This is a genomic window from Streptomyces silaceus, from assembly GCF_001419745.1.
In the GTDB taxonomy this organism is placed as follows: Bacteria; Actinomycetota; Actinomycetes; order Streptomycetales; family Streptomycetaceae; genus Streptomyces; species Streptomyces silaceus.
In genome coordinates, this window is record NZ_LIRJ01000376.1 from 1 (window position 1) to 7,569 (window position 7,569).

Genomic DNA, 7,569 nt, shown 5'->3' on the forward strand with positions numbered 1-7,569 from the left:
GGGGTGGGGATGGACCGCCGCGGAGCGGCGGTGTTGTTCACGCGCGGCGGAGAGCCGAAGAACCTGCAACTCCCTTACCGGGGAGGGCGCGTGGGACCCCGTGACACGGGGGCCCCACGGTGGAAACCCCGTCAGGCCGCCGCGCCGGCATCGCAGGACTGGGCCCGCAAGGAGCGGGCGAGGTCGTCGCGGGCCTCCAGGACCAGGCGGCGCAGCGCGGGCGCCGCGTCCGCGTGGGCGGAGAGCCACGCGTCCGCCGACGCCAGCGTCGCCTCGTCGCCCTGGAGGTGGGGGAAGAGGCCCTTCACGACGTCCATGCCGATCTGGATGGACCGGTCCGCCCAGACCCGCTCGATCGCGTCGAAGTACTTGGCGGCGTACGGCGCCACCAGCTCCCGCTGCGACGGCTGCGTGAAGCCCGCGATCGTCGCCTCCACCAGCGCGTTGGACAGCGCGTCCGACTCCACCACGGAGGCCCACGCCTGCGCCTTGACCGCCGCCGAGGGCCGCGCGGCCAGGCACCGCACCTGGTGCCGCTTGCCGGACGCCGTGTCGTCCCGCGCCAGCTCCGCCCCGATGACCTCCTCGTCGGCGGCGCCGCGCGCGGCCAGCGGGCTCAGGAACGCCCAGCGCAGCTCCTGGTCGACCTCCAGGCCGTCGATCTTGGCCGTGCCGTCCAACAGGCCCTGGAGCAGCTGGAGATCGGCAGCCGAAGAGGCCACCGTCGCGAAGAACCGCGCCCACGTCAGCTGGTGCTGACTGCCCGGCTCCGCGATCCGCAGCTCCCGCAGCGCGCCCTCGGCGAGCGCCCGGCCGCCCTCCTCGCGCCACGCGGGCGCCGCGTAGTGCGTGAGGGCGGAACCCGCCCACGTCTGCAGCATCTGCAGCACGCCGATGTCGCTCTCGCGCCCGGCGAAGCGCAGCACGAGACCGACGAAGTCACGCGTGGGCATGAGCCCGTCCCGCGTGAGGTTCCACAGCGCGGACCAGCACAGCGCGCGGGCCAGTGGATCGGTGATGTCGCCGAGGTGGTCCCGCAGGGTCGCCAGCGAGTTCTCGTCGAAGCGGATCTTGCAGTACGTCAGGTCGTCGTCGTTGACCAGGACGAGCTCGGGGGCCTCCTCGCCCGCCAGCCCGGTCACGACCGTGCGCGGGCCCTCGACGTCGACCTCCGCGCGGGCGTACCGCTCAAGGGCTCCGCCGGCCGCCCGGCGGTACAGGCCCACGGCCACGTGGTGCGGACGCAGTTCGGGGTGCGACTCGGGGGCCTCCTGCACCACGGCCAGCTCGGTGATCCGGCCCTCCGCGTTCAGGATCAGCTGCGGGGTCAGGGAGTTGACGCCCGCCGTCTGCAGCCAGGACCGCGACCACGAGGTCATGTCGCGCCCGGAGGTCTCCTCCAGGACCGAGAGCAGGTCGCCGAGGACCGTGTTGCCGTACGCGTGCCGCTTGAAGTAGCGCCGGACGCCCTCCAGGAAGGCGTCCCGCCCCGCGTACGCGACGAGCTGCTTGAGGACCGAGGCGCCCTTCGCGTACGTGATCCCGTCGAAGTTGAGCTTGGCGTCCTCCAGGTCGCGGATGTCGGCCGTGACCGGGTGCGTGGAGGGCAGCTGGTCGGCGCGGTAGGCCCACGCCTTGCGGTTGTTGGCGAAGGTGATCCAGCCGTTGGTGAAGCGGGTCGCCTCGACCATCGAGAAGGTTCCCATGAAGTCGGCGAAGGACTCCTTGAGCCACAGGTCGTCCCACCAGCGCATGGTGACGAGGTCGCCGAACCACATGTGGGCCATCTCGTGCAGGATCACGTTGGCCCGGCGCTCGTAGGACGCGGTGGTCACCTTGCCGCGGAAGATGTACTCCTCGCGGAAGGTCACCAGGCCCGGGTTCTCCATCGCCCCGAGGTTGTACTCCGGCACGAACGCCTGGTCGTACTTGCCGAAGGGGTACGGGTAGTCGAAGTTGTCGTGGAAGAAGTCCAGGCCCTGCTTGGTGACCAGGAAGACGTCGTCCGCGTCGAAGTGCGGGGCGAGGCCCTTGCGGCACATGGCGCCGAGGGGGATCTCCAGGCGCGTGCCGTCCTCCAGGACGCGCTCGTAGGAGTCCGTCACATAGTGGTACGGGCCGGCGACGACCGCCGTGATGTACGTCGAGATCGGCTTGGTCTCGGCGAACTTCCATACGCCGTCGGTCAGTTCGCCGACGCCGTTCGACCACGCGGTCCAGCCCTCGGGGGCCTGCACCGAGAAGCGGTAGGGCGCCTTGAGGTCGGGCTGCTCGAAGTTGGCGAAGACGCGGCGGGAGTCCGCGGGCTCGTACTGCGTGTAGAGGTAGACCTCGCCGTCCTCCGGGTCGACGAAGCGGTGCATGCCCTCACCGGTGCGGCTGTAGGCGCACTGGGCGTCCACCACCAGTTCGTTCTCCTCGGCGAGGTCCTCCAGGGCGATCCTGGTGCCGTCGAAGACCTCGGAGGGGTCCAGGTCCTTGCCGTTCAGCGAGACCGCCGTGACGCTCGGCGCGACCAGGTCCGCGAAGCTCGCGGCGCCCGGCTCGGCGCTGCGGAAACGGATCGTGGTCACCGAACGGAACGTGCGCGGCTCCTGACCGCTCTCGCCCACCGCCGAGCGCAGGTCGAGGAAGACCTCGTAGCCGTCGACGGACAGCAGCGCGGCCCTCTCCTGGGCCTCGTCGCGGGACAGATTCTCACCGGGCACGGGCGGCACTCCCTTGTGACTCGCAAGACTCGTACGAATGTCTACGATCCTCGCATGTGCCGTCTGCGGCCGACATCCGGGAATGCCCCGGTGCGCCACGGACGTTTTCCCGGGCAGATGCGAACGGATTCCCTAGGGAGAGACATGTCCGAGAACGGCAGCAAGACCCCTGTCGACTTCTGGTTCGACCCCCTGTGCCCTTGGGCCTGGATGACGTCCCGCTGGATCCTGGAGGTCGAGAAGGTCCGCGACATCGAGGTCCGCTGGCACGTGATGAGCCTCGCGGTCCTGAACGAGGACAAGCTCGACCAGGTCCCCGCGGAGTACCGCGAGATGCTGGAGACCAAGGCCTGGGGCCCGGTGCGCGTCGTCATCGCCGCGCAGCAGAAGCACGGCGACGAGGTCGTCGGCAAGCTCTACACCGCGCTCGGCACCCGCTTCCACAACCGCGGCGAGGGCCCCACCCGCGAGGCCGTCGTCGGCGCGCTGGAAGACGTGGGCCTGCCGAAGGACCTCGCGGACCACATGGACTCGGACGCCTACGACACCGAGCTGCGCGCCTCCCACAAGGAGGGCATCGACAAGGTCGGCCAGGAGGTCGGCACGCCCGTCATCGCCGTCCCCGGCGCCGACGGCGAGCAGATCGCCTTCTTCGGCCCGGTCGTCACCCCCGCCCCCAAGGGCGAGGAGGCGGCGAAGCTCTGGGACGGCACGCTCCTGGTGGCGTCGATCCCGGGCTTCTACGAGATCAAGCGCACGCGCACGCAGGGCCCGGTCTTCGACTGACGGCTCACAGGTCCGGGGGCAGGTCGAAGCCGTCCTGGTAGTTGAAGTAGTTCTGCACGCGCCGGCAGCCGGAGCGCCCGCACCGCCAGTACTTGCCCGAGTCCGCGGTGCCCACCCGGGCGACGACGAAGTCCAGCGCGCCGCCCTGGGGCCGCTGGAAGTTCTGGAAACTGTCGTCGCAGTTGAGGCAGCGCTTCGAGGGATCCGCCATGGCCCCACCGTCCCCCGGAACCCGGCATACCGAAAGGCCCCCGTGAGTCACGTCCTCACGGGGGCCCTTCCTCCATCCGCCCACCTCGGTGACGGTTGAGAAGACGATCACGAGGCGGGACGTACGACGGCTGTCACCGGGGGAGCGGTCGACAGCCGTGGCTCACGGGGCCAGCAGCAGGCTGTTGACCCGCTCCTTGGCGGCGGCGTAACGCTTGGCCACGTCCTGCCAGTTGACGACCTGCCACATGGCCTCGATGAAGTCGACCTTCTGGTTCTTGTACTGCAGGTAGAAGGCGTGCTCCCAGGCGTCGAAGACCAGGATGGGCGTCGAGCCCTGGCCGACGTTGCCCTGGTGGTCGTAGACCTGCTCGACGATGAGGCGGTTGCTGAGCGGCTCGTAGGCGAGCACGCCCCAGCCCGAACCCTGCGTCGTCGCCGAGGCCTTGGTCAGCTGGGCCTTGAACTTGGCGAACGAGCCGAAGGACTCCGTGATCGCGTCGGCGAGGTCGCCCACGCCGTCCGCGGCCAGCGGCTCGCCGCCGCCACCGTCCTTCGGGCTGTTCATGTTGTGCCAGTAGATGCTGTGCAGGATGTGGCCGGAGAGGTGGAAGGCCAGGTTCTTCTCCAGGCCGTTGATGGCGCCCCACGTCTCCTTGTCGCGCGCCTCCTCCAGCTGCTCCAGGGTGTCGTTCGCGCCCTTCACGTACGCGGCGTGGTGCTTGTCGTGGTGCAGCTCGATGATCTGCGGGTTGATGACCGGTTCGAGCGCCGCGTAGTCGTACGGAAGTTCAGGAAGCGTGTAAATGGCCATGGTCCGAGCCCTCCGACTGCTGCTCTGCTGCAGTGCACTGTTGTGGTTCTCAAGTTATTGCAACCCTGTCGCAAGTGCAGGCTAGCAGCAGGATGCCCGCGCAGTTGATCAGCCCTTCGTCCTAGGTCCGCGCGGGAATATCCGGCTAGGTCCGCGCGGGAACATCCGGGCACGGAAAAGCCCCGGACCAGCTGGTCCGGGGCTTTTCCGTGCAGGGGAAGGGATGCGGCTCCTAGGAGTCGACCCGGTCGGCCGAGCCGGCGGAGTCCGCCGGGCCGACCCGGCCGGCGGAGCCGGCCACGTCGCCCCGCTTCTCCGCCGCCTTCTGCCGCGCGAACCCGATCGCGGCGAGCACCAGCGTCAGCGCGCCCGTGGCGAGCAGCTGCTTGCGCGTGTCCGGCTGGTCGGTCATCAGGTAGAAGACGTACGCCATCGCGGCCAGCGCCACCCAGGTGAGGAAGGGGAACGCCCACATCTTCACGACCAGCTTCTCCGGGGCCTCGCGCTCCGTGCGGCGGCGCAGGATCAGCTGGGACGCGGCGATGAAGATCCAGACGACCAGGATCATCGCGCCGATCATGTTGAGCAGCCAGGGGAAGACGTCGTCCGGGCTCCAGTAGCTGAGCAGCACGCAGACGAAGCCGAAGACCGAGGAGGCGAGGACCGCGAGGCGCGGGACGCCGCCGTAGATCCTGCCGAGCGCCTTGGGGCCCTGGCCGCGCTCGATGAGGGAGTACGACATGCGCGAGGCGCCGTAGATGTTGGCGTTCATCGCGGAGAGCAGGGCGATCAGGACGATGACGTTCATGATCTCGCCGGAGCCGGGGATGCCGAGGTGGTCCAGCGTGGCGACGTAGGGGCCCTTGGTGGCGACCTCCTCGTCGTTCCACGGCAGCAGCGTCACGACGACGAGCATCGAGCCGACGTAGAAGACGGCGATGCGCCACATCGCCGTGCGCACGGCCTTGGCGACGCTCTTGACCGGGTTCTCGGACTCGGCGGCGGCGATGGTGACGGTCTCCAGACCGCCGTACGCGAAGACGGAGGCGAGGAGGCCGATGATCAGGCCGTCCGTGCCGTTCGGCATGAAGCCGCCCTCGCCGGTGAGGTTGTCCAGGCCGGGGGCCGGGGTGTCCGAGCCGGGCAGGATGCCGAGGATGGCGAGGACGCCGATGCCGAGGAAGAGCGTGATCGCGCCGACCTTGAGGGCGGCGAACCAGAACTCGAACTCGCCGAAGTTCTTCACGGCCGTCAGGTTCGCGCCGCAGAACACCAGCATGAAGAGGGCGACCCACGCCCACTGGGGGCTGTCGGGGAACCAGCCCACCATGATCTTCGCGGCGCCGATGCCCTCCAGGCCGACGGCGACGCAGAGCAGGAACCAGAAGCCCCAGCCCGCGGTGAAGCCCGCCCAGGGGCCGATGGCCCGCTCGGCGTGGACGGAGAAGGAGCCCGAGGCCGGGTTCGCCGCCGACATCTCGCCCAGCATGCGCATCACGAGCATGACGAGCGCGCCGGATATCGCGTAGGCGAGGACGATCGAGGGCCCTGCCGCGGCGATGCCCGCTCCGGACCCCACGAAGAGGCCCGCTCCGATCACGCCGCCGAGGGCGATCATGGAGAGGTGTCGCTGCTTGAGGCCGTGGACCAGCGGGGAGTCGGCCTTGGGTGCTTCGGGTGCTGTGTCCTGGGGGGTGGACGTCCGAGACATGGGCGTGCCCTGTTCAGTAGCTGAGACGGGGGAGCGAGCGGCCCACAGTCTGAGGTCCGGTACCGCTGACAGGGAACAGCTGACCGCTATACGGACACGACGCTCACACGTTGTGAAGAAATGGACACATCAAGTTCACCGGTGGTTCACACGCGTTCCGCGCGTGCCTCGCGCCACTCGCGCAGCCCCGCGACCGCCAGGACGAGCCCCGTCGCCCCCGCCGACCACAGCAGCTGCGGCCGCGCCGCGTCGTCCGTCAGCATCAGGCCCAGCACGGCCGCCATCGCGGCCAGCGCCGCCCAGGTGAGATACGGGAAGGCCCACATCCGCAGCACGAGCCGCTCCGGGGCCTCGCGCTCGATCCGCCGGCGCAGCCGCAGCTGCGAGAGCGCGATCAGCGCCCAGACGAAGAGCAGCACCGCGCCCACGGAGTTGAGCATGTAGAGGAAGACGGAGTCCGGCCACTTCAGATTGAGGACGACCGAGACGAAGCCGAAGGCCACCGACGCGAGGACCGCCCGGCGCGGCACCCCGCCGCCCGACACCTTCAGGAGGGCCTTGGGCGCCTCGCCGCGCTCGGCCAGCGAGAAGACCATGCGGGACGAGCCGTAGAGGTTGGCGTTGAGCGCCGAGAGCAGCGCCACGAACACCACGATGTTCATGATCGTCCCGGCGGACGGCACCCCGATCGAGTCGAGGACCGCGACGTACGGGCTGACGCCGGCCTTCTGCGCCGTCCAGGGCAGCACCGTCACGATGACCAGCATCGAGCCGACGTAGAAGAAGAGGATGCGGTAGACGGCGCTGCGCACCGCGCGGGCGACCGAGCGCACCGGGTCCTCGGACTCGGCGGCGGCGATCGTGACGACCTCCAGGCCGCCGAACGCGAACACGACGGCGAGGACGCCCGAGACGACACCCTCCCAGCCGTGCGGCAGGAAACCGCCGTGGCCGGTGAGGTTGGTGAGGCCCACGGGGTCCGTGTCGGGCAGTACGCCGAAGACCGCGAGCAGGCCGAGGACCAGGAAGGCGACGATCGCGAAGACCTTCAGGGTGGCGAACCAGAACTCGAACTCGCCGAAGTTCTTCACGGCGGCGAGGTTGGCGCCGGTGAAGACCAGCATGAAGATCAGCACCCAGGCCCACTGCGGCACGGCGGGCGCCCAGCCGTTCGCGATCTGCGCGGCACCGGTCGCCTCCACGGCGAGCACGACCACCAGCAGGAACCAGTAGAGCCAGCCGACGCTGAAGCCCGCCCAGCGGCCGAGCGCGCGCTCCGCGTGCACGGAGAAGGAGCCGGACGCGGGCATCGCCGCGGACATCTCGCCGAGCATCCGCAT

Annotated in this window: 6 protein-coding genes; 1 reads left to right on the forward strand and 5 read right to left on the reverse strand. The window is 69.7% G+C overall.

The features are described from left to right. Positions 1-131: 131 nt before the first annotated feature. The gene (gene pepN, locus AOK22_RS30265) at positions 132-2,708 is read right to left on the reverse strand and encodes an aminopeptidase N (protein WP_055701914.1); all 2,577 of its coding nucleotides are present in this window, start codon (positions 2,706-2,708) and stop codon (positions 132-134) included. Between the two features lie 144 nt (positions 2,709-2,852). Here pepN and AOK22_RS30270 point away from each other — a divergent pair, with 144 nt between their 5' ends. Then, positions 2,853-3,494: a mycothiol-dependent nitroreductase Rv2466c family protein gene (locus AOK22_RS30270; protein WP_055701915.1), complete on the forward strand. Its 642-nt coding sequence runs from the start codon at positions 2,853-2,855 to the stop codon at positions 3,492-3,494. A gap of 4 nt (positions 3,495-3,498) precedes the next feature. On the opposite strand, the gene AOK22_RS30275 is transcribed toward AOK22_RS30270, so the two are convergent. From AOK22_RS30275 to AOK22_RS30290, 4 genes are all read right to left on the reverse strand, one after another. Next, positions 3,499-3,705 (reverse strand): hypothetical protein, encoded by a 207-nt coding sequence (locus AOK22_RS30275; protein WP_055701916.1) that lies wholly within the window; start codon positions 3,703-3,705, stop codon positions 3,499-3,501. Positions 3,706-3,867: 162 nt separating this feature from the next. Continuing rightward, on the reverse strand, positions 3,868-4,518 hold the full coding sequence (locus tag AOK22_RS30280; RefSeq protein ID WP_055701917.1) for a superoxide dismutase: 651 nt from the start codon (positions 4,516-4,518) through the stop codon (positions 3,868-3,870). A gap of 232 nt (positions 4,519-4,750) precedes the next feature. Then, the gene (locus AOK22_RS30285; RefSeq protein WP_055701918.1) at positions 4,751-6,229 is read right to left on the reverse strand and encodes an amino acid permease; all 1,479 of its coding nucleotides are present in this window, start codon (positions 6,227-6,229) and stop codon (positions 4,751-4,753) included. A gap of 146 nt (positions 6,230-6,375) precedes the next feature. Next, a partial coding sequence (locus AOK22_RS30290; protein ID WP_055701919.1) for an amino acid permease occupies positions 6,376-7,569 on the reverse strand: 1,194 nt, incomplete at its 5' end.

What these genes read in the sequence shown, in the direction of transcription:
- AOK22_RS30270 (WP_055701915.1), top strand. Translation starts at nt 2,853, where the DNA reads ATGTCCGAGAACGGCAGCAAGACCCCTGTCGACTTCTGGTTCGACCCC.
- AOK22_RS30275 (WP_055701916.1), bottom strand. Translation starts at nt 3,705, where the DNA reads ATGGCGGATCCCTCGAAGCGCTGCCTCAACTGCGACGACAGTTTCCAG.
- AOK22_RS30280 (WP_055701917.1), bottom strand. Translation starts at nt 4,518, where the DNA reads ATGGCCATTTACACGCTTCCTGAACTTCCGTACGACTACGCGGCGCTC.
- AOK22_RS30285 (WP_055701918.1), bottom strand. Translation starts at nt 6,229, where the DNA reads ATGTCTCGGACGTCCACCCCCCAGGACACAGCACCCGAAGCACCCAAG.